Raw genomic sequence first — 18,556 nt, forward strand, 5'->3', positions numbered from 1 at the left:
GCTTTAGTTGCAGGACTTGGCGCCGGCGACCTTCTGCGCCACGGCGCTCAGGTCGCGGATGTCGACCACGCCGTCGTGGTTGAGGTCGGCGCGCGCATCATAACCCGGCTGGCCGCTGCGCTTGCCCATGGCCGCCTTGACGATGGCCAGGTCGGCGCAGTTGACGGCGCCGTCGGCGTTCAAGTCGCCCGCCAGGCGGATGCTGAAGTCGGCGTTGGAGAGGTCGAAGAAGACGTTGCCGACCGCCTCGACCTTGATGCGCGCCTTGTCGCTGGCCAGCAGCGGCAGCGTCACCGCCTTGCTGCCGTTGTTGGGCGTGCTGGCCGCCAGCACGTGCGGGAAGCTGGCGCCGCCGTCGGTCGACAGGCTGATCTTGACGTCCGTGGTGCCGACCGGCGCGACGTTGGTGTTGGCCACCGACCAGGTCACCGTCTGCGTCGAGCCGGCGTCGAGCACCACCGCGCTGTTGGGCCAGGTGACCAGGAAGGGGCCGGCGTTGGGCGCCAGCACCAGCGTGGTGGCGGCGCTGTTGACGCCGCCACGGCCGTCGCGCGCCGTCAGGCGGAAGTTCAGCGCGGCCGGGTTGGCGTTGCCGGCTGCCGTGCCGACATAGCTGGCTGTCGGCAGGAACTCCGAATAGCACTCGATGTGGGCCGGGGTCGGCGTGGCGGCCGGGGTCGGGCAGGCGCCGGTTTCGGCGTTGGTGTTGTTGGCCAGGATCTGCGCCAGGTCGGGGAAGACCCGGGTCGGATTGGTGCTGGCGTGGTTCTGGCCGGGCGAACCGTATTGGATGGCGTCGTCCTCGCTGACCACGGCGCGCACGCCGAACTGGCGGAACAGCGGACCGTTGAGCTTGTTGTTGCTGAGCAGGCCGGTGCCGCTGCCGGCGCCGGCGTCGTTCTGCTCCCACATGTAGCTCAGGGCGTCGCCGTCGGCGTCGCTGGCGCTGCCGCTCAGGGCGAACGGCGTGCGCACGGGGATGGTGTAGCCGGCCGGCGCGCTGACCAGCGGCGCGGCGTTGCCGCTGGCGCTGGCGGCGCCACGGCGGCTGGTCTGGCCGCCGGCGGTGATCTCGCCGACGTAGCCGCTGCAGCCTGCCGAGCAGTTCACCAGCTGCAGCGTGGCGACGTTGTTGGCCGCCAGCGCGCCGCCGAAGGTGATGGTGAAGGCGTTGTCGCCCAGCGTGCTGACGGTGACGGTGGCGCCGACCGGCCAGCCGGCGATGCCCTGGATGGCGGCCTTGATGCCGCTGGTGGTGAAGTTCGTGCCGCGCACGATGGGCGCCGAGTCGGCGCCGTTGTAGCGCAGCTGGAACTGCTGGCCGTTGTTGGCGAAGCCGGTCAGCGCGGCCATCTGCACCTCGTTGATGTTGCTCTCGGCCGAGGAGGTGTAGGCGACGATCTCGTCGAAGCTGCGCTGCGACCAGTAGGCGTCGCTGTGCGGCTGCAGGTTGTCGCCGCCGCAGATACCGGCGTAGGCCATGATCGACGAGCCGCTGCCCGGCTCGACCGAGGTGGCGGGGTTGCGGTTGCCGCCGCTGCAGCTGCCGGTGACGCCGTTGAAGGTGTGGTTGCCGGCGAACTGGTGGCCCATCTCGTGCGCCACGTAGTCGACCGCGTAGTAGTCGCCGACCGGGGTGGGCACGCCGGTGCAACCCTGCGCCTTCGAGCCGGCGCCGACCACGCCCAGGCTGGCGATGCCGCCGCCGTTGAGGCCGAGCGCGATGTGGCCGATGTCGTAGTTGCTGGCGCCGGCCAGCAGGCCGACCACCACGCGGTTGCGGCTCAGCGTGGCGCTGCTGCAGCCGGTCGCCTGGCTGGCGGTGAAGCAGGCCGCGCCGCCGCAGGGGCCGTTGCTGCCGGTCATTTGCGCCGCCGTGTCCAGGTTGAGGGCGTCGTTGTTGTTGATCAGCATGAGGCGGATCGAGGTCTCGTCCTCGTAGACCTGGGTGACGCGGTTGATCAGCGACACCTTGGCCGCCGTCACGTTGGCGGCGCCGCCGAAGTAGCTGGCGTAGGACGGATCGGTCAGCAGCGCCAGCCGATAGGTGCGCAGCTGGGTGCCGCTGGCGGCGTTGGTGGCGGCCTCGTCGGGCACGACGTGGTAGGAGGCGCTGCTGCTGTTGCTGCCGTCGGAGGCGGTCACCTCGTAGGCGCCGCTGTTGCGCGACGGATCGGCCTGCAGCGTGACCGAGACGATGCCATTCTGGTCGGCCAGGGCCACCACGCTTTGGCGCGGGCCGGCATCGCTGTCCGGGTTGTGCACGTTGATGCTGACCGAGGCGCCGGGCGCGAAGCCGATGGCGCGCACCTCGAGGGCGTCGCCGGCGTGGTAGAAGCTGCGCGCCAGCACCACCTGCGGTTCGTTGATCAGGCCCTCGCGCAGTGCGCCGTGCGGGTTCGGCAGGTCGCGCGCGTGGTAGCTGGCGTGCAGGCTGTCGTCCAGATGGATATACGGGTCGACGTACCAGGCGCCCTGCGGCGAACGGATCGAGGCGTGCAGGCCGAGCGGGCTCAGGTCCATGCGCAGGCTGGCGCTGGGGTCGTCGATGCCCTTGCCGGCGAAGGTTTTGATCTCGGGGTGCTTGGCGGCCAGGCCGGCCTCCATCACCGGCGACTCGACGATGGCGAAGCGCTGGTAGCCGCCGTCGGGGTGGGGCAGGGCGATGGTCAGTTGGGTAACGGCGGCGGCGGCGCTGCGTTCGAGCGGCGCGCCGGCGGCCAGCGCGGCCAGGCCGGCGCGGTCCAAGGTGGCGCCGTGGAAGCTGCGCGGGTTGACGGCGTTGACGTTGCCCACGGCGGCCTTGGCGGCCTTGGCGGCGCCGCGGCGGGCCGGCGCGTCGGCGACGTCCTGCCAGAAGGCGCCGCTGGCTTGTGCTTGCACGGGACTGACCTTGCCCTGGGCGGCCACGGCGGCCGGGCTGGCGAAGCCCCAGGCCAACGCCACACACAGGGTCAACATCCCGCCCGCGCCGGAGCGGCGCAGCAGGTCGCCGGCCCGGGTGGGGCTGGCGATGGTCGACGGATTTGCGGAAGTTCTCAGTCTCATGCGGTGTCCTTTAAGGTTTTGGAATTATTAAAAAGAACTACGTACTCTCCCTGTGCCACTGAACAGAATTGCCGCATCCAAAATAATCCTTATGAATATGGCAATGAATTGAGCGCAATCCGAGTATTTCAGAATTGGCAACTTGTCACAAGTATAATTTCGCTGTTTTGTGTATTTTTCGATACTGTCTTGCTAGCCGCCCCACCGCACGCGGCCCTGGTCGAGCAGGCCGCCGCCGCTAGCGTGCAGCGGCAGCCAGCCTGTCGCAGGTGGTCGGCGTGTTCCGCCAGGCCAGCTTCAGCCGGCGTTCGCGCCGATCTTTCTTACCTGGTCCAGCCAGCGGTCAAGCACGGCGGACTTGACATGGCTGGCCATCGAAAAATGGGTGAACCGCGAGGGTTTGAAGCCGACAAAGCCGAGGATTTGTCGGCGCAGTTGCCACAGCAGGGCGTTCTTGTAGGCCAGCCGCATGAACCAGCCCGGCGTGTCGGAGGTCAGGATGACGCGCGCGCTGCGCCCGCCGAGCATGGGCGCGGGCAGGCCGAACTTCATGTCGTGCGTGTCGAAGGTGCGGCCGGGCAGGAAGGCGCGGTCGATCAGCCCCTTGAGCTTGGCCGGCAGGCCGCCCCACCACATCGGTGTGGCAAGGACGAAGTGTTCACTCCACGCCATGTCCGCCAATACTTGCTCAAGGTCGGGTTCCAGCGGCTTTAACTGGGTGTAGCCGGCAAAGCCGAAATCGCTGTCGAAGGCCAGGTCGTGCAAGTGGGTCAGGCGCACCTCGTGGCCGGCGCCACGGGCGGCCAGCGCGTAGATCTCGGCGAAGGTGCGCGAGAGCGATTTTTCGGCGGGGTGTCCGTTCAGAATGTAAATGCGTTTCACTTTCGCCATCTCCTAAAAATTGACCATGGTCATATTCTAGTAAAAAACGACCGTGGTCAATGGAAATTTTGACCTTGGTCATTTTTTATGCGATAGTGGGATGATGAAAAAAGCTTTGCAGCAAAGAACGATCGAAACGCGCGTGCGCCTGATGGCGGCGGCGCGCGAGTTGGTGTCCGCCGGCGGCTACCAGGCGCTGCGCATCGAGGAGTTGGTGCAGCGCGCCGGCGTGGCCAAGGGGACTTTCTTCGCCCACTTCGCGGACAAGGACACGCTCATGGACCAGCTGATCGGCGAGCGCATCAACCTCTGCCTGGATCGGCTCGACGCGCTGCCGGCGCCGCGGGATGTGCAGCAGCTCGCCGACGCCATGCTGCCGCTGTTGGCGTTCATGGCTGCGGAACGCTACGTCTTCGACGTGATTTTGCGCCGTTCCGGCGCCGCCGCGATGGAAGAGATCGGCCCGATCGCCATGACCTTCGGCCGGCTCGGGCAGATCGTCGGCAAGTGGTTGCCCTGCGGATGGTTTCGCACCGATGTGGCGCCGGAGATTTTGATCGAGGGCTTCGAGGCGCTGTCGATGCAGGTCGTCGCCCTCAGGTTCTGCGCGCTCAACAATACGCTGCCGCTGCGGGAGCGCTATCTGGCCTATCTTCGGGCATGGTTGTTGCCGAGCTCGTAGCGCGCCGGCCGCCGCCGGCGGGCCAGCGCCGCCGCGCTATCGTTCGGTGCTCCCCGGCGGATTGAAAGCCCTCGATTTTACTGGGCAAGAAGCCGCACGGATGCTGGCTGACGAACAGGTCGCCGCCGCCGTGCTTGGCATCCGGCGGGCAGGTCAGGGAACGAAGAAATTGATCATCGGTTTGCCGTCAACGCCGGTTACCGCGTAGATACGGCCCCCGGTCTTGACCAGGGCATGGGGCGCGCCGGCGAAGACCTGGTTTTTGACCATCGCCAAGCTGGCGTTGTAGAGGGTCACCTTGGTACTGCCCGTGCCGATGCTTTCGATCGTCACCAGCGAGCCATCGTCGAGCCACTGGGCATCGACAAAGCTCGATCCCAGCGACTTGACGATCGTTAAATCGCTCGTGCTGTAAATAATGCCGCTGCCGATAACGATGCGGCCGCCCCCGCCTGAAACGCGTATAGGACCCTGAATGGGATAGTCGCCATGATACGGCGAGTCACCATTGCCAACAATCTTGCCGGTGGCCTGATCGATTGTTTCGTACATCAGGTCATTGGGGCTCGTATCGTCACGGAAGAAGTACACCCGCGATTGCGAAGGGTTCCATGCGTAGGAGCGCGAGAAATAGTTCCACTCCTTGTTGTCCGTGAGTTTCGCAGCGCTATCGAAAATGTAATGGCTCGCCCAAGCTCCGCTGTCGTCTTGCGCCAGCAGGTAGTTTCCCACCGAGGCCAGCCCGCCAACCCGGGTCGCAAGCACGGCGAAGGGGGTCTCGCGTGGATCGCCGGCGAGGCTGATGTAGGTGATCAGGCCCGATTGATAGCCGAAGTAGATGCGCTTGTGCTCGGCCGACAGGGTGACGACGTCCGGCACCGCTGTCGCCTGATTGACCTTCTGGCCGATCACCAGCGGTGCGAGATACGCGCCAGTGGCCTTCGACCAGCGATACAGGCGCCCATGTTGACGGCTCAGAAGATAGATGGTGTCGGCGCCGTCCGAGAAAACCTGGTCGGGTACGTAAGCCGGCGTCGTCAGCGCGGCATTGCAGTTCACGCCATCCCCTTGGTCGAACGCGTGACAGCTGGCGTCGTTCGGATAGAAGTCCTTGTTCAAGCCGGTCGTGCTGTCGGCGGCGGTGAAGCCTCCCAGGAAGGCGTCGGGGTAGCCGTCGTTGTCCGAATCGACGGCGGCGGTTTTGTCGAGCGGGAATTTGTCTGCGAGGTTGGCGACGCCATCGCCATCCGTATCGTCGGACGGGACGTAATTGACGATCTCGATGTGGGTGGTTTTTTTTACGACCAGGTAATTGGCGCTTCCAATGATCGACACGCCCAACACTTCGCCATCCACCAACAGCTCTTCCACCTTGGTCCGGGCCGCGCTAAAACGCGTCAGCCGCGTCTTGTCAGCGGACGGAGACAGGGTCAGCAGTTCGTCGTTGGCGATCCAGACTGCATCGGCCGGGGTGGTGCCGATGTTGCCTTGCCATGTCAGGCCCGGCGCGGCGTAAATGTCTCCGCTTCCCAGCAAGACTTTGGTGCCAGCCGGATTCGAGCGAATCGGGCCGATAATTGAATAAGCGCCGTGGTAAGGCGATTCTCCGGACGAGGTGATTTTTCCAGTGGCCTGGTCGATCACCTCGAACATCAGGTCGTTGGGAGAGCTGTTGTCGCGGAAGAAGTACAGGGTCGATGTCGCTTGGTTCCAGTCGTAATGCCGCGAGTAGTAGTTCCAATCCTTGCTGTCGACCTTTGCCCCCAGCTTGTCGAACAAGTGATGAGACTCCCAGGCGCCGGTATCGTCCTGCGCCATGAGGTATTTTCCGACGGCGACCAGTCCATTGACGCTGGCGGGCACGCTGGCAAATATGGTCGCGCTTTGCTGCAGCGATTCGGAGTAGCTGTGTATCTTCCCATCCGTATCTCCCACATACACCCGCGCGTGATCGGCGGAGTACGCATAGGTCTTAGGGGTATAACCGCTGATGTTCACGCGGCCGAGGAAGTGCTTCGTCTTCAGGTCGTACGTGTACAGGCGCAATGCGTCGTCTTCGGAATTGAAAACGATTTTCCCATCCGCGTTGCCGACGATTTTGAGGCGCGGACTGGCCAGCGTTCTGAGATAGCAGATGCCGTTGCTGGCGTCGGATGCCGCTGAGCACAGCGGGTCGTTGGCGGCGGCGTCGGCGCTGTCGGCCACGCCATCCTTGTCGGTGTCGATAATCGCGACAGGAGGTGGTGGTGCATCGCTGCCACCGCCGCCGCCACCACCGCAGCCCGCGATGATGGCGGCAAGAACTGCGACGGTCAGGTTGCGAATGGAAAATGGGAGCATGGCGGCGCCTTTGAAGGTTGTCTCAGGGGTAGCATCGCCATCGGCTTGGCTGTTTAGCGAAGTAATCCGCAGGCGATCTTGATCCTTTTAGGGCGGCAAGTATGTGTTTTCAGGGTATTATTGTCAAGATAATATTGTTTCCGTATATTTTATTTCCATTGGCGGCAAGCAATGGGATTCCGGGGCAACGCGCCTTGAAGAACGAAAGCCGTTTCTAACGTCCGGGGAAATCGTTTGGCGAAGTCTGCCCGCCCGATTCAAATTTGATGTCGCACTCGGCGGTGGAGCAGGTGAGTTGCAGCAGCTCTGGCTGGAAGACGATATCCTGGACCAACTCCTGCGTGCCGTTGATCAGGAAGTGTATCTGCGGACCTTCGACGAACACCTCCAGGCGTATCTTGTCCCCGACGTTGAAGGTCTCGTCCAATTCTTGTTCGTCGCTGCGGGACTGGTTGTCGCTGGCGAGCGTGCTGGCGGACGCGTACAGCCGAGCATCGCCGGGCATATTGCGGGCAAACATCAGGCAGGCGGCGTCGCTTGGCGACTCGGCCGTCAGGCAAACGGACAGCATCGGCGCCCATTGCTCGTGCTGGCCGGGATTGTCCAGCGTCAGCTCGAAGCTGCGCCGTTTGCTTTTGTCGAAGCGGAAATGCGCCTCGTAATAGTGGCCGGTTCTGGCCCTGAAGCGCTGTGTTGGCATGGCCGGCGTCGGCGCAATCGATTCTTCGGGCGGCCGTTCCGCGTCCGGTTGCCAGGCGGGGTTTAACTCTTTCGATTTGGCGATGGCGCGCTCATGTCCCGCGTTGGCCGCCTGGCTGAGGTAGGCCAGCGCCTTTTGACGATTCTTTGCAACTGCCCGGCCGCTGTCGTACATGGTGTACAGCATGTACTGCGCCTCATCGTCGCCGCCTGTTTCGTCCGCAGCCAAATACCAGCGCAGCGCGGTTTGGCGGTCCCGCTTGACGCCGATGCCGTCGTAATACATTTCGGCAAGCGCGACCTGCGCGCTGGTCCGCTCCAGCGCCGCGCCCTTGGTACACCATTGCAGTGCGGCCGCGTTATCCTTTGGCGTGCCCCGGCCGTGGCGGTAACGAGAGCAGAGCTCGCCGACGGCGGACGGCCGACCGTTGGCGGCAAACAATCTGACGTTGTCGAGGCTGCGGTCGCTCCATTTCACCAGCACCGGCGCGCTGAGGTCGCTGGGCTGCAAGGGATTGATTGAGGCTGGGGGAGGCGGCGGGCTCGGTGTATCGGCGGCGAAGGCCAGGCAGGTCAGCGACGCGGCGAAGAGAGCAGTGATGGATTTTTTCAAGGCGCAGGAAGTAACGATGAGTTGTCCGAACTATACAGCTTCGGCCTGCGTTTGACATCGTCAAGTAGACGACTCGGTACTGCAAATAATCCTGGCAGCGTTAATTATTTGTTACTACACTAATCGTTGGCTATCTCGATGGGCGGGTCGTCGTCGTCGTCGTTTGGACGCGGCGCGGTCAAGTGCGCGGAATCATCAGCATGAGGAAAGAAAATGAGCGTGAAATCGCAACATTCGCCCAAGATTTGGATTGATCCGGACGATGCGCCGGAACTGACAGACGATTTTTTTGAGAGGGCTGTCTGGCGGATAGGCGACAAAATTGTGTCACGCGACGAGGCGCAAGCGGAGGCGGGAAAACGGCGCGGCAGGCCAGCGGGGAGCGGGACCAAGGTCAGTACGACTATCCGGTTTGACGCCGAGGTACTGGCGGCGTTCAAGTCCACCGGCGATGGCTGGCAGACGCGCATGAATGACGCGCTGAAGGAGTGGCTCAGTTCCCATTGAAGGTAACTTGCGCAGCTGAGGAGTCACCGAGTTTGACGGCCGCTGGCCACGGGCGTTGCAATCTACCGTCAGCCGTTCATCAGGAACGAGTCATACCATTTTGAAATGCGTTTTCGCGAGGCGCGGCGCGGTAGCGCTGTGGCGGTCTGCCTCCGTGTGATCGTTTCGGCCTGACCTGAAATGTCCCGCGCTCCGCCAGGCTGCGGCTTGCCTTCAATCCGGAAATGCCTGAAGAATTTGAACTCTCGACTCACGCCGCTCGGATCGGAGAGGAAGGGCAGGGAAAATTCCTGTTCGCCGAGCAGCACCATGCGCCAGGCGGTGCCACCGAAGAAGCGAAACGTCAGCGCATTCGGTGGCTGTAGGGTTAGCTCGGCAAACGTGCCGGTGGAGTACATCGCGCCGAGCACAGCGGCATCGACCAATGTCATGCTGGCGTCGAACATATAGATCCGCAGCATGTCTTCGAAGGGAATGTCATCGGTGAAGAAGGCGATGCGACAGCCTTGCCAGTCCAGGGCCGCTTCCAGCGCCGCTCCGGTCACGATCAGCCCGGTGGGCTTGCCGTCCAACAGCAGTTCGGAAGCCGCCAGCTTCGCATCCGTATAGGGCGACGCCAGCCGTGCGGTGAATTCTGAGGTCGAAAGTAATCTCACGAGCTTGCTCTACCATATAAAGCCGGCGCCGAAGGCCGCCAGAGCGCCGCCGACAAACGCACCTATTGTCACACATACCGGTGCGCCAGGGCCGCACGCCAAACCTGCAAGAGCGCCAGCCGCTATGCTGCCGCCGATTCATCGTTGCTGGAACAGCTCAGGGATACTGTTGGCGTGTATGGATGACGGAAAGAATTTCTATCGCAGTCGCGTCAACACGGTACACGACAACGTAGTTTGGATGGACAACCATTTCGTGCGTGCCAGCTACCCGGCCCCGACGGTATAGATATGGGTGATGCGGAAGCTGCGAGACGGCGCGATCGATCTCGTTGTAGAGGTCGGTTGCAGCCCGCTGGCTGCGCTCCGCGATATAGGCGAGAATCGTCGCCACATCTGCTTGCGCTTCAGTTTGCCATCGGATCGGAAGCATTGATGTCGCGCTTCGTTTCGATCAGCTTCCGGAGGGCAGCCATTACATCCTCGTGGGAGGCGGTGGGGCGTTGATCGTCAATCGACATTTGAACTTTCGCCCGAAACCAACGGTCGTAGGCTTCGGCTTCTTCAGCCGTCGCGAACTCAGACTCGATCGGGGATGGGTTTTCGCTCATGATTGGGCAATTATACGGCAGGGCAGCACGCCAAACCTGCGAGAGCGCTGCCGCTAACCAAGGCATTAAAAGCCCGCAGCTCCGCCTGGTTTCCCCGTTGGCCCCGCAAGCGCACCGCTGACGATCAAGGCGTCTTTTTCTTTTGGGTCTGGCGCTGTTGCTGTTTGCGTTGGGTTTGCACCTTGTTCTGCTTGGCCTGGAAGAGCGTGGCGGCGTCCAGCTTGGCTTGCTCGACGGTGCGCATCTCTTCTTTGTCGTCGTGCGCGACAAAGAAATCGGCGGCTTGCGCGTCCACCACCAGCTTGATCGCGGCGGCATCGTCGAGGTCGTACATTTCGGCGAGGAGGGTGGTTACCTCGTCAAGGAATTCTTCGTAGGTCATGGCGATGCTTTCGTGGGATCACTGGAAACAGAAAAGCCAACCCGAGGGTTGGCTTTTCTGATGTATCTTGGTAGGCCGTGCGGGATTCGAACCTGCGACCAACGGATTAAAAGTCCGCTGCTCTACCAGCTGAGCTAACGACCCAAGGTATTGCGCTGTACTACTAAGAAGGCGGTGGTTTGCCGTTCTATTCACTGCTGAATTCGGTGGTAGGCCGTGCGGGATTCGAACCTGCGACCAACGGATTAAAAGTCCGCTGCTCTACCAGCTGAGCTAACGACCCCCGAAGAAGCGAGATTATAGGGGGTAATGACCGGAACTGTCAAATGCTCGCCGGAATTTATTGACCCCGGCGCAGCAACGCCGCGGCCGCCGCGCCGCGCGCGGCACCAAGGTGCGGCGGCGGCGGCCCGTGGCGGCCTTATCTGGCGCCCAGGCGCTCCTTGGCGGTGGCGGCGGCGCTGGAGTCGGGGTATTGCTTGATGAGCTCCTGCAGCGTCTTCTTGGCGGCCTTGTCCTTCAACTCGGTTTGGCAGCTGGCGATGTTGAGCATGGCGTCGGCGGCCTTCGGGCTGTCCGGGTAGTTCTTGATCACCAGTTGCTGCGCGGCGATGGCGCTCTTGCAGTCGCGCTGGGCGTAGTAGGCGTTGCCCAGCCAGTACTGCGCGTTGGCGGCGTAGCCGGAGGCGGGGAACTGGCGCACGAAGTCCTGCAGCGCGGTGGCGGCGGTCTTGTAGTCGCCGGCCTTGAACAGGCCCAGCGCGGCGTCGTAGTTCTTCTGCTCGGACGGGTCGACCTCGGCGGCCTTGCCGTCGATGGTGATCTGGCGCGGCTCGAGCTTGCGCAGGCGGGTGTCGAGGTCGACGTAGAAGTCCTTCTGGCGCTTTTGCGCGTTGGCCAGTTCGTTGGCCAGCACTTCGAGCTGGCCGCGCAGCTTGGCGATCTCGCCCAGCGTGGTTTCGTTCTGGTTCAGCAGGTCCAGCGTGGCCGACTTGTCGGCCTTGGTGTCGATGCGGCTGTTGATGTCGCGGGCGATGACGTCGACCTTGGCGCGCAGGTCGATGATGGCCTTGCGGGCCTCGTCGTCGTCGAACAGGGCGGCCGAGGCGTGCAGCGGCAGGCAGCTCAGTGCGGCCAGCGCGGCGGCGGCCAAGCCGGATTTGGAGAATGTCATCATGTCGGGCGCTTTCAAAACGGATCGGGCAATGGAAACGGGGCGACACGCGGTCTGATCCGCATGTCGCCCCGTATTATGCCTGTGAGCCGGCAAGTGGGAAGATCAAATTACTTGTAGACGATGTCGGCACGACGGTTTTGTGCCCATGCTTCTTCGTTGCTGCCGGTGGCTTTTGGCTTTTCTTTGCCCAGCGAGACGGCTTCGACTTGCGATTCCGGTACGCCCAGGGTGGTCATCGCCTTGCGCACGGCTTCGGCACGTTTCTGGCCCAGGGCCAGGTTGTACTCGGCGCCGCCGCGTTCGTCGGTGTTACCTTGGATCAGGATCGAGCGGGCTTTGTTTTTGCTCAGGTATTGCGAGTGGTTCTCGACCACTGGCTTGCCGTCTTCACGCACGACGTACTTGTCGAAGTCGAAGTAGACGCTGCGGTTGGCCAGCACGCCTTTTGGATCGTCCAGTGGATCGATCGATTTGGTTTCGACCGGGGCGACGGTGCGGGTGTCGGCCACCGGGGCTTTTTCCGGGGCGCGCTCGACCACTGGGACCGGGGTGGTTTCTTTGACCGGGGTGCTGCTGCAAGCCGACAGAACGGCGGCGGTGGTGATGATGAAGGCTAAGCTGCTTACTTTACGCATGTTGACTCTCCTGGTTGTGGACTAAAAAGGTTACTGCATGAAAGGACCCCAGGTGGGCTCCTTGATATTGCCCGCCTGGGTGGTCAGGCGTTGTTTGACGCGGCCATCGACCGACACCACGGCCAGCGATTTGCGGCGGCCCGACTCGGTGGCGTACAAAATGTACTTGCCGTTCGGCGAAAAACTGGGCGACTCGTCGCTGGTGGTGTCGGACAGGCGCTGCTCCTGGCCGCTGGCCAGGTCGAGCACGAACAATTGGAAGGCGCCGCCGTCGCGGCGCGAAATGAAGGCCAGGGTCTTGCCGTCCGAGCTGATGCGCGGGCTGATGTTGTAGCTGCCGCCGAAAGTGACGCGCTTGGCGTCGCCGCCGCCGGCGTTCATGCGGTAGATCTGCGGGCCGCCGCTGCGGTCGCTGGTGAAGTAGATGCTCTGGCCGTCGGCCGACCATTGCGGCTCGGTGTCGATCCCGTTGCTGTTGCTGGCGCGGCGCAGGCCGCTGCCGTCGGCGTTGACGGTGTAGACCTGGGTGTGGCCGTCCTTGGACAGGGCGACGGCCAGCTTGCTGCCGTCCGGCGACCAGGACGGCGCCGAGTTCGAGCCCTTCTCGTTGGCCACCACGGTGCGGGCGCGGGTGATCAGGTTCTGCACGTAGACCACCGGCTTCTTCTGCTCAAAGGAGACGTAGGCGACCTTGGTGCCGTCGGGCGACCAGGACGGCGAGATGATCGGCTCGTTCGAGCGCAATGCCACCTGCACGCCCTCGCCGTCGGCGTCGGCCACCTCGAGGCGGTAGCTGCGGCCCTCCTGGGTGACGTAGGCGATGCGGGTGGAGAAGGCGCCGCGCACGCCGGTCAGCTTCAGGTAGATGTCGTCGGCGATGCGGTGCGCCGACAGGCGGGTGAACTGCGGCGCCAGCGACTGGTCGAGCTGGGACAGTTTGCCGGCCTTGATGGTGTCGAGCAGCTTGTAGCGCACGTCGTAGCGGCCGTCGGCCAGGGCCTGCACGCTGCCGACCACCAGGGCGTCGGCGCCGCGCGACTTCCAGGCGCCGTAGTCGATGTTGTTGACGTCGCTGATGGTGCCGGCGTCGATGATCTTGAAGGCGCCGCTGCGCTCCAGGTCGGCCTTGATGATGGCCGAGATCTGCGCCGGCGCGACGGACTCGTCGGCGAAGGCGGCGACGGCGACGGGGATCTGGTTGCTGCCCACGCCGGAGATTTCGATGCGCATCTGCGCCTGGGCGCTGCTGGCGGCGATCGCCAGGCCGGCGTAGATGATGTAGTGGTTCAGTTTGTTCATGGTAGCCATTAATGCAAATCCTTTAGGTTGAAGACGGCCTCAAATTCGCGTTCGACCGTGCCGTCCTTCTTCTTCGGCAGCGGTGAGGATTTGAAGATCGCATTTTCTATCGCGCTATCATAAGCGGCCACGCCGCTGCTTTTCGTCTTGCGCACCGACAGTACTTCGCCGGTGGGCAATTGGGTAATCTTGAAGGTCGCGACCAGCGAGTCGTCGGTGCTGCTGTAGACCAGGTTGCCCTTGATCTTGCCACGGATGGCCGCCTCGTAGCTGCCGTCCGAGCGTGGGCCGGTCGACTTGGCCGCCGTGCCGCTGGTGCCGGCGCCGACCGCGCCGGTCAGGCGGCTCATTTCGGCGGCGCGCGCCTTCTCGGCGGCCTTGTCGGACGCCTTGTCGGCCTTGGTCTTGGCCAGCTTGTCGGCCGCCTTCTTGTCCTTCTCGGCCTGTTCCTTCTTGTCTTTCTCGGCCTGTTCCTTCTTCAGCTTTTCATCCTTGAGCTTTTGCTCGGCGGCCTTCTTGTCGGCCAGCTCCTTGGCCTTAACTTTGGCCAGCTTGTCCTCGGCCTCCTGCTTCAGGCGCTCCTGCTTCAGTTCTTCCTGCTTTTCCTTCATCGCCTTCAACTTGGCCTTCTGGCGCTCGAGCGCGATGTCCGGCTCCTTAGGCGTCGGCGGCGTTTCCACCGGCGGGGCGACCGGCGGCGGCTTGACGGCCGGGGTCGGCTCCGGCTCGGGTTCCGGCTGCGCCTCGGGCGCCGGCGGCGCCGGCGGGGCGGCGCTCTGCACCTTCATGTCCCACACCTCGGCCTCGACCGCGACCGGCTCGTTGCTCTGCCAATGCACGCCGACCCACAGGAAGAACACCAGACCGGCGTGCATGGCCGCGGCCAGCGCAATGGCGCGCCAGCCGTCGTGTTCGCGCGGCACCTTGTAGGGGCCGCCTGTGGTTGCGGGATTCATCGTCTGCACTGGTTCTATCGCCTTACTTGGTGGCCAGGCCAACCCGGTTGATGCCCATCTTCTTCGACTCGGAGATCAGCTGGATCACGTCGTCGTACTTGCTTTCCTTGTCGCCGGCGATCAGCACCGGGTACTCGGGATGGCCCTCGTGCAGCACGCGCAGCTTGCGCAGCAGGGCGTCGCGGTTGGGCGCCGTCTCCGGCGCCTCCTGTTCCTTGCCCTGCACGCCGATCGACAGGGCGCCGTTCGGCTTGAGCACGATCTGGATGTAGTCGTCGGGCGGGCGGGTGGTCTTCTCGGCGTTGGGCAGGTCGACCACGCTCGGGTTGTTGGACGAGGGCATGACCATGAAGATGATGAGCAGCACCAGCATCACGTCGATGTAGGGCACGACGTTGATCTCGGACTTGAACTTGCGGCCGCGGCCGCCGCGCATGCTGCTGGAAAAGGAGGATGCCATGGTCTCAGTGCCTCATTAACGCGACTGGCGTTGCAGGATGTTGGAGAATTCCTCGACGAAGCTCTCGAAGCGGATCGCCAGGCGGTCGATGTCGTGGGCGAAACGGTTGTAGGCGACCACGGCGGGGATGGCGGCGAACAGGCCGATGGCGGTGGCGATCAGCGCCTCGGCGATGCCGGGCGCGACGGCGGCCAGGGTGGCCTGCTGTACGTTGGCCAGGCCGCGGAAGGCGTTCATGATGCCCCAGACGGTGCCGAGCAGGCCGATGTAGGGCGACACCGAGCCGACCGAGGCGAGGAAGGCCAGGTGCGCTTCGAGCACGTCCATCTCGCGCTGGAAGGCGGCGCGCATGGCGCGGCGGGCGCCGTCGAGCACGGCGCCGACGTCGAGCGCGTCGCGCGTGCCGTAGGAGGCCTTGCCCTTGATGAACTCACCCATGCCGGCCTCGAAGATGCGGGCCAGCGCGCCGTTGTGGGCGCGGTCCTTGCCGGCGCTCTGGTGCAGCGCGTGCAGGTTGCCGCCGGCCCAGAAGTTCTTCTCGAACTCGACGGTTTGGCGGCGCGCCGCGCGCACCGCGTACATCTTGCGGAAGATATAGGTCCAACTGGTCAGCGAAATGCCGAGCAGCAGCGCCATGATCAGCTGGACGATCAGGTGGGCGTTGGTGATGAGGGACAGGAAGGACAGGTCTTGGGTGACGTTCATTGGATATCAGTCAGGTGTGCTTATGGTGTGTGGTGGCGGTTCAGCCGGCGACGACGCCGGCCATTTTGGCCGCCACCGCAGGCGGAACCGCGCGCGGGCGCAACGCCGAGTCGACGCAGCCGACCTTGACGCGCGCCGTGTTGAGCAGAACATCGCCGCACCAGGCTTGCTGCACGAACAGGATGGAGGCGCGGCCCAGTTTTTCGATTTTCAGCGTTAATTTTAGTACATCATCGAGCCGAGCCGGCGCGTGATAGTCGGCGCTGACGTTTTTGACGACGAACATGGCGTCGTGCTCCTGCAGCAGGGCGTGCTGGCCGATGTCGATCGCGCGCAGCCACTCGGTGCGGGCGCGTTCGAAGAATTTCAGATAATTTGCATAATAGACAATACCGCCGGCGTCGGTGTCTTCATAGTAGACACGGACGTTCCAGGTGAACTCTGCAGACATGATTGATTCACTACTAATGAGATTGAGCAACATTTTACGCCAGTTTGTCATAATCATTGAAGCTTCGACGGCTAAATTCCCGCAAATGCCGAAAATTCCGTGTTTTCTTCAAGAATGGCGCTTAAAGTTGTAGCTCGAGCAGTAAAGCCGATGACAGGCAAATTGCCAAGCATTGTAACAACCGCTTACGTTTTGCTTCATAGCTGAAATGTTTGCCGGGACCGCCGCGCAGCGCCGCGAATGACGGCGTTGGCGGCGTTGGCGGCGCTTGCGCGGGCGATGGCGGCTGGTTCGCGCCGGTTGGCGCTCGCCGCCGGCGCCGGGGCGGGCTAGACGCGCTTGATGGTGAACGGCGAGAAACCCTGGCAGGTCGGCATGATCTCGATGTTGTTGATGTTGATGTGGGGCGGCAGGGTGGCGATCCAGTAGGCGGTGTTGGCGATGTCCTCGGCGGTCAGCGGGGTGGTGCCCTCGTAGACCTTGGCGGCGGCCGCGTCGTCGCCCTTGAAGCGCACGTTGGAGAACTCGGTGCCGCCGCACAGGCCGGGCGCCAGGTTGGTGGCGCGCACGCCGGTGCCGACCAGGTCGGCGCGCAGGTTCAGCGTGAACTGTTCGACGAAGGCCTTGGTGGCGCCGTAGACGTTGCCGCCCGGGTAGGGATAGCTGCCGGCGGTCGAGCCGATGTTGATCACCGTGCCGCTGCCGCGCGCCACCATGGCCGGCAGCACGGCGCGGGTCATCGTCACCAGGCCGGTGCAGTTGGTGGCGATCATGGTGTCCCAGTCGTCCTGCGAGGCCTCGTGGGCGGGCGCGGTGCCCAGCGCCAGGCCGGCGTTGTTGACCAACACGTCGATGTCGCGCCAGCCGGCCGGCAGGGCGTCGAGGGCGGCGCGGATGGCCGCCTTGTCGGTGACGTCGAGCTCGACGGCGTGGGCGGCCTCGCCCAATTCGGCGGCCAGCGCCCGCAGGCGTTCGGCGCGGCGGCCGCTGATGACGACCCGGTGGCCGTGGCCGGCGAAGGTGCGGGCCATGGCGGCGCCGAAGCCGGCGGTGGCGCCGGTGATGAAGACGATCATGTGGAATCCTTGTGCGTGGTGGGAGCGATGCACAAAATTGTAGCCGAAAGCGGCAGGCGGGGGCCGCTGGATGCCTATTCGAAGGGGCGGCTGCGCACCTGGGCGGCCCAGCGCAGGACGATGACCATGGCGCCGAGCAACAGGATCAGCCAGGCGGAAGGCTGGCTTTCAAGGGCCGGCGCCTTGGCCTGCGGGGCGGCTGGCGCGTCGGCGCCCGGCTGGCGCGGTCGCGCCGCCGGCTCGTCGATCTGGGCCAGGACCAGGTCCGGCCGCCGGGCGGGCGGCTGCTTGCTGTCGACCTGTTTGCTGTCGAGCTGGGGTGCGCTGGCGGTGGCGGGAGCCGCCAAAGTGCCGGTGGCGGCGGTGAGTAGGGTCAGCACCAGGATGGCCTGAGAGAACGAGGAATGCTGCAAACTATATCCTTCTATAATATTCATTATTAATTTATTAATTGCGACAATATCTATTGAGTTGCTTGATTGTCTCTTTGCTTGCAATAAATATATTCTAAATGCATTTTAATTACGACTCGTTGCTTGTTGAACCATTCGACCGGCGCGAGCTTAGGTGCCAGCCTCCGCAGAGGGTTGCATCGCCTATCCATGCGGCTTGTGGCCGGTTCTTGTTGTTTCGAGTATTTCTCAATAGAAATCTTATCACGAAATTAGTTTCTTGCTGGAAATTTTATTGAGTAAGGCATTTAGTTGCGGCTATGCGCTGTGGGCTCATCCGATTTAAATCTGTGATTGCTGAGGCGCGCGGCGGGAGAAGTGTGACGTGGATGGCGTTAATCTCGAGACACGTTTGCGCTGGCTTGGCCATGGCCGATGTTTTTCTTGCGAAAAACCACCGAAACATGGCAGCCGAGTGACTGGCTGGGGCGCTTGTTCCGCGGTCGGGAAGGAGCCATCGAACAGCGCCGTTGCGACGCCGGTCGATGGCCGGGGGGCTGGGCGCCGTTTAGAAGTTACCGGAATAGATTTTGTTGGTGTAAGGCAGGCCCAGCTTGGCCGGGTTGAGGTACAGCACGGGGAAGCTGAAGCTGGCGCCGGGCGCCAGGCCTGAGTCGTTGACGCTGACGTAGGGCGAGCCGTCGTGGCTGCCGCTGGCGTTGAGCAGGGTGATGCCGGCCGGCAGGGCGTCGAACTGCACCTGGAACGGCCCCTTCAGCGCGGCGCCGGTGGCGTTGGTGACGCTGAACGTGCCGCTGAACTGCTGGGTGGCGCGGTTGAAGCTCAGGCCGGAGCTGTAGGTGGTGACGCTGGCGGTGATGTCGAGCGCGGGCTTGGCGAAGACCAGCTCGACCGGGCGCACCAGGCTCTTGACGCCGTCGGCCTCGGCCTGCAGCTCGTACTTGCCCTCGGCCAGGCCGGGCAG

General features: G+C 63.6%; 19 protein-coding genes, 2 tRNA genes and 1 pseudogene. 2 read left to right on the forward strand and 20 right to left on the reverse strand.

Features of this window, described 5'->3' with window-relative positions; genetic code table 11:
• Nucleotides 1-3 precede the first annotated feature (3 nt).
• The gene (locus BM252_RS27775) at nt 4-3,048 is read right to left on the reverse strand and encodes a M12 family metallo-peptidase (protein WP_245774487.1); all 3,045 of its coding nucleotides are present in this window, start codon (nt 3,046-3,048) and stop codon (nt 4-6) included.
• 297 nt (nt 3,049-3,345) lie between these two features.
• Nucleotides 3,346-3,930, reverse strand: a complete 585-nt coding sequence (locus BM252_RS27780; RefSeq protein ID WP_217429975.1) for an NAD(P)H-dependent oxidoreductase — start codon at nt 3,928-3,930, stop codon at nt 3,346-3,348.
• A gap of 100 nt (nt 3,931-4,030) precedes the next feature.
• Here BM252_RS27780 and BM252_RS27785 point away from each other — a divergent pair, with 100 nt between their 5' ends.
• The gene (locus tag BM252_RS27785) at nt 4,031-4,612 is read left to right on the forward strand and encodes a TetR/AcrR family transcriptional regulator (protein WP_217429976.1); all 582 of its coding nucleotides are present in this window, start codon (nt 4,031-4,033) and stop codon (nt 4,610-4,612) included.
• 153 nt (nt 4,613-4,765) lie between these two features.
• Here BM252_RS27785 and BM252_RS27790 read toward each other — a convergent pair whose 3' ends face one another.
• Together BM252_RS27790 and BM252_RS27795 are read right to left on the reverse strand one after the other, a co-directional pair.
• Nucleotides 4,766-6,952 (reverse strand): hypothetical protein, encoded by a 2,187-nt coding sequence (locus tag BM252_RS27790; protein ID WP_093390924.1) that lies wholly within the window; start codon nt 6,950-6,952, stop codon nt 4,766-4,768.
• A 214-nt stretch (nt 6,953-7,166) separates the two neighbouring features.
• Nucleotides 7,167-8,264, reverse strand: coding sequence for a tetratricopeptide repeat protein (locus tag BM252_RS27795; protein WP_139236785.1), 1,098 nt, complete (start codon nt 8,262-8,264; stop codon nt 7,167-7,169).
• A gap of 213 nt (nt 8,265-8,477) precedes the next feature.
• Between BM252_RS27795 and BM252_RS27800 the strand changes: the two genes are divergently transcribed.
• A complete protein-coding gene (locus tag BM252_RS27800) occupies nt 8,478-8,771 on the forward strand; it encodes a BrnA antitoxin family protein (protein ID WP_093390927.1) in 294 nt (97 codons plus the stop codon).
• A 68-nt stretch (nt 8,772-8,839) separates the two neighbouring features.
• On the opposite strand, the gene BM252_RS27805 is transcribed toward BM252_RS27800, so the two are convergent.
• The 16 genes and pseudogenes from BM252_RS27805 to BM252_RS31270 all read right to left on the reverse strand — a co-directional run.
• A complete protein-coding gene (locus tag BM252_RS27805) occupies nt 8,840-9,427 on the reverse strand; it encodes a hypothetical protein (RefSeq protein WP_139236786.1) in 588 nt (195 codons plus the stop codon).
• A gap of 157 nt (nt 9,428-9,584) precedes the next feature.
• Entirely contained in the window at nt 9,585-9,860 is a 276-nt protein-coding gene (locus BM252_RS27810; protein ID WP_093390930.1) for a type II toxin-antitoxin system RelE/ParE family toxin, read from the reverse strand.
• Nucleotides 9,835-10,038 (reverse strand): type II toxin-antitoxin system RelB family antitoxin, encoded by a 204-nt coding sequence (gene relB, locus BM252_RS27815; protein WP_093390931.1) that lies wholly within the window; start codon nt 10,036-10,038, stop codon nt 9,835-9,837. The genes BM252_RS27810 and relB overlap by 26 nt, the downstream gene beginning before the upstream one ends.
• Before the next feature lie 124 nt (nt 10,039-10,162).
• The gene (locus BM252_RS27820) at nt 10,163-10,420 is read right to left on the reverse strand and encodes a hypothetical protein (protein WP_093390933.1); all 258 of its coding nucleotides are present in this window, start codon (nt 10,418-10,420) and stop codon (nt 10,163-10,165) included.
• A 68-nt stretch (nt 10,421-10,488) separates the two neighbouring features.
• Nucleotides 10,489-10,564, reverse strand: a tRNA-Lys gene (locus BM252_RS27825).
• Between the two features lie 63 nt (nt 10,565-10,627).
• A tRNA-Lys gene (locus tag BM252_RS27830) sits at nt 10,628-10,703 on the reverse strand.
• 138 nt (nt 10,704-10,841) lie between these two features.
• On the reverse strand, nt 10,842-11,597 hold the full coding sequence (ybgF, locus tag BM252_RS27835; RefSeq protein WP_093390934.1) for a tol-pal system protein YbgF: 756 nt from the start codon (nt 11,595-11,597) through the stop codon (nt 10,842-10,844).
• A gap of 107 nt (nt 11,598-11,704) precedes the next feature.
• On the reverse strand, nt 11,705-12,232 hold the full coding sequence (gene pal, locus BM252_RS27840) for a peptidoglycan-associated lipoprotein Pal (protein WP_093390936.1): 528 nt from the start codon (nt 12,230-12,232) through the stop codon (nt 11,705-11,707).
• Between the two features lie 30 nt (nt 12,233-12,262).
• A complete protein-coding gene (tolB, locus tag BM252_RS27845; RefSeq protein ID WP_425442386.1) occupies nt 12,263-13,531 on the reverse strand; it encodes a Tol-Pal system beta propeller repeat protein TolB in 1,269 nt (422 codons plus the stop codon).
• Nucleotides 13,532-13,539: 8 nt separating this feature from the next.
• Nucleotides 13,540-14,487: a cell envelope integrity protein TolA gene (tolA, locus tag BM252_RS27850; RefSeq protein WP_093390938.1), complete on the reverse strand. Its 948-nt coding sequence runs from the start codon at nt 14,485-14,487 to the stop codon at nt 13,540-13,542.
• Nucleotides 14,488-14,509: 22 nt separating this feature from the next.
• A complete protein-coding gene (locus BM252_RS27855; protein ID WP_093390942.1) occupies nt 14,510-14,947 on the reverse strand; it encodes an ExbD/TolR family protein in 438 nt (145 codons plus the stop codon).
• Between the two features lie 15 nt (nt 14,948-14,962).
• Nucleotides 14,963-15,652 (reverse strand): protein TolQ, encoded by a 690-nt coding sequence (gene tolQ, locus BM252_RS27860; protein WP_093390943.1) that lies wholly within the window; start codon nt 15,650-15,652, stop codon nt 14,963-14,965.
• Between the two features lie 40 nt (nt 15,653-15,692).
• A complete protein-coding gene (gene ybgC, locus BM252_RS27865; protein ID WP_425442385.1) occupies nt 15,693-16,136 on the reverse strand; it encodes a tol-pal system-associated acyl-CoA thioesterase in 444 nt (147 codons plus the stop codon).
• Nucleotides 16,137-16,432: 296 nt separating this feature from the next.
• Complete coding sequence (locus BM252_RS27870) at nt 16,433-17,179, reverse strand: SDR family NAD(P)-dependent oxidoreductase (RefSeq protein WP_093390945.1); 747 nt, start codon at nt 17,177-17,179, stop codon at nt 16,433-16,435.
• A 74-nt stretch (nt 17,180-17,253) separates the two neighbouring features.
• Nucleotides 17,254-17,592, reverse strand: a complete 339-nt coding sequence (locus BM252_RS27875) for a hypothetical protein (protein ID WP_093390947.1) — start codon at nt 17,590-17,592, stop codon at nt 17,254-17,256.
• 547 nt (nt 17,593-18,139) lie between these two features.
• Nucleotides 18,140-18,556: pseudogene (locus BM252_RS31270) on the reverse strand (hypothetical protein); the annotation flags it as partial.

Source organism: Rugamonas rubra (assembly GCF_900114705.1).
In the GTDB taxonomy this organism is placed as follows: domain Bacteria; phylum Pseudomonadota; class Gammaproteobacteria; order Burkholderiales; family Burkholderiaceae_D; genus Rugamonas; species Rugamonas rubra.

Coding starts and splice junctions, on each gene's coding strand:
- BM252_RS27775 (WP_245774487.1), bottom strand. CDS start 3,048: ATGAGACTGAGAACTTCCGCAAATCCGTCGACCATCGCCAGCCCCACC.
- BM252_RS27785 (WP_217429976.1), top strand. CDS start 4,031: ATGATGAAAAAAGCTTTGCAGCAAAGAACGATCGAAACGCGCGTGCGC.
- BM252_RS27790 (WP_093390924.1), bottom strand. CDS start 6,952: ATGCTCCCATTTTCCATTCGCAACCTGACCGTCGCAGTTCTTGCCGCC.
- BM252_RS27800 (WP_093390927.1), top strand. CDS start 8,478: ATGAGCGTGAAATCGCAACATTCGCCCAAGATTTGGATTGATCCGGAC.
- BM252_RS27810 (WP_093390930.1), bottom strand. CDS start 9,860: ATGCTTCCGATCCGATGGCAAACTGAAGCGCAAGCAGATGTGGCGACG.
- relB (WP_093390931.1), bottom strand. CDS start 10,038: ATGAGCGAAAACCCATCCCCGATCGAGTCTGAGTTCGCGACGGCTGAA.
- BM252_RS27820 (WP_093390933.1), bottom strand. CDS start 10,420: ATGACCTACGAAGAATTCCTTGACGAGGTAACCACCCTCCTCGCCGAA.
- ybgF (WP_093390934.1), bottom strand. CDS start 11,597: ATGATGACATTCTCCAAATCCGGCTTGGCCGCCGCCGCGCTGGCCGCA.
- pal (WP_093390936.1), bottom strand. CDS start 12,232: ATGCGTAAAGTAAGCAGCTTAGCCTTCATCATCACCACCGCCGCCGTT.
- tolB (WP_425442386.1), bottom strand. CDS start 13,531: ATGAACAAACTGAACCACTACATCATCTACGCCGGCCTGGCGATCGCC.
- tolA (WP_093390938.1), bottom strand. CDS start 14,487: ATGAATCCCGCAACCACAGGCGGCCCCTACAAGGTGCCGCGCGAACAC.
- BM252_RS27855 (WP_093390942.1), bottom strand. CDS start 14,947: ATGGCATCCTCCTTTTCCAGCAGCATGCGCGGCGGCCGCGGCCGCAAG.
- tolQ (WP_093390943.1), bottom strand. CDS start 15,652: ATGAACGTCACCCAAGACCTGTCCTTCCTGTCCCTCATCACCAACGCC.
- ybgC (WP_425442385.1), bottom strand. CDS start 16,136: ATGTTGCTCAATCTCATTAGTAGTGAATCAATCATGTCTGCAGAGTTC.
- BM252_RS27870 (WP_093390945.1), bottom strand. CDS start 17,179: ATGATCGTCTTCATCACCGGCGCCACCGCCGGCTTCGGCGCCGCCATG.